Raw genomic sequence first — 1,494 nt, 5'->3', positions numbered from 1 at the left:
TGGTCAGCAGCACGTTCCAGGTGAAGATCGGCATCCGGAACATGGTCATGCCGGGGGCGCGCATCCCCAGGATCGTGGTGGCGAAGTTGACGGCGCCCAGGATGGTGCCCAACCCCGACAGCACCAGCCCCATGATCCACAGGTCTCCCCCGACCCCGGGCGATCTGACGGAGTCGCTGAGCGGGGTGAACCCGGTCCAGCCGAAGCCCGCCGCCCCACCCGGGCCGAGGAAGGACGAGAAGACGATCAACCCGCCGAACAGGAACAGCCAGTAGCTGAAGGCGTTCAGCCGCGGGAACGCCACGTCCGGCGACCCGATCTGCAGCGGCATGATCACGTTGGCGAACCCGGCGAACAGCGGGGTGGCGAACAGCAGCAGCATGATCGTGCCGTGCAGGGTGAACATCTGGTTGTACTGCTCGCGGCTGACGAACTGCAGCCCCGGTTGCACCAGCTCCGCACGGATCACCAGCGCCATCAGCCCGGCCAGCAGGAAGAACACGAACGAGGTGACCAGATACAGGTAGCCGATCTTCTTATGGTCGGTGGTGGTAAGCCACTCCGCGACCCTGCCTCGGGCCGCCCTGCCGTCGCCCCGGCGCATCGGCTCGACCGGCGGTTCACGGCCCAGCAACACCATGAAGATCCCCCTCAGGACGCGCTTGCCCTCCGCTGCCCGCCCGGGTCGGGAGCTGGCAGGACACCCCTCCTGGTGCTCCGCCGGCGGGGTTCTCGCGGCGGGCTCGACCTTCCCTTGCCGCCTGGTCACTAAACTGAGGGTGGTGGAACCTGTACTGGTAAGTGCATGCCTGCTGGGGAGGCCGGTCCGGTACGACGGCCGTGGCAAACCCAGCGATTCCGCGATCCTGGCCCGATGGCGGGCCGAGGGCCGGCTGGTCCCTGTCTGCCCGGAGCTTGCCGGCGGGCTCGCCGTGCCCCGCTCCGCCGCCGAACTCACCGGGCCCGCAGCCGAGGTGCTCGACGGGGCGGCCCGGGTGCGCACCGTGACCGGCGACGACGTCACCGAAGCCTTCACCGAAGGCGCCCAACTCGCCCTGGCAGCAGCACTCCGGTCGGGAGCACGGCTCGCGGTCCTCAAGGAGGGCAGCCCCTCCTGCGCCACTGAACGCGTCTACGACGGGGCCTTCAGCGGCGTCATGATCGACGGTGCCGGGGTGACCACCGAACTACTGCGGCGCCACGGCGTCCAGGTCTTCAACGAGACCCAGTTCGACCTGGCCGCCGAATACCTCCACCGGCTTGAAAGCCCTTCATCCGAATAGAACTCAGAAGATAAAAGGTCGGGCCTTCTTCCCCTACCTGGGTGAAATGCAGAAAGGCCCCGCCGTTGTGGCGGGGCCTTTCTTTATATGTTGTGTCCGGCGGTGTCCTACTCTCCCACACGGTCGCCCGTGCAGTACCATCGGCGCTGGAGGGCTTAACTTCCGGGTTCGGAATGGGACCGGGTGTTTCCCCTCCGCCAAAACCACCGAA

General features: G+C 67.2%; 2 protein-coding genes and 1 rRNA gene. 1 reads left to right on the top strand and 2 read right to left on the bottom strand.

Features of this window, described 5'->3' with window-relative positions; genetic code table 11:
* A partial coding sequence (locus DPM19_RS34675) for a cytochrome c oxidase subunit I (protein ID WP_233511129.1) occupies positions 1-604 on the bottom strand: 604 nt, incomplete at its 3' end.
* A 178-nt stretch (positions 605-782) separates the two neighbouring features.
* Here DPM19_RS34675 and DPM19_RS34670 point away from each other — a divergent pair.
* Positions 783-1,283: a DUF523 domain-containing protein gene (locus tag DPM19_RS34670; protein WP_111872331.1), complete on the top strand. Its 501-nt coding sequence runs from the start codon at positions 783-785 to the stop codon at positions 1,281-1,283.
* A gap of 94 nt (positions 1,284-1,377) precedes the next feature.
* Here DPM19_RS34670 and rrf read toward each other — a convergent pair.
* A 5S ribosomal RNA gene (gene rrf / locus DPM19_RS34665) occupies positions 1,378-1,494 on the bottom strand.

The sequence above is a fragment of the Actinomadura craniellae genome (assembly GCF_003289645.1).
Lineage (GTDB): Bacteria > Actinomycetota > Actinomycetes > Streptosporangiales > Streptosporangiaceae > Actinomadura_D > Actinomadura_D craniellae.
Note: the sequence above shows the minus strand (reverse complement) of the source record. Positions and strands in the feature narration are given on the sequence as shown.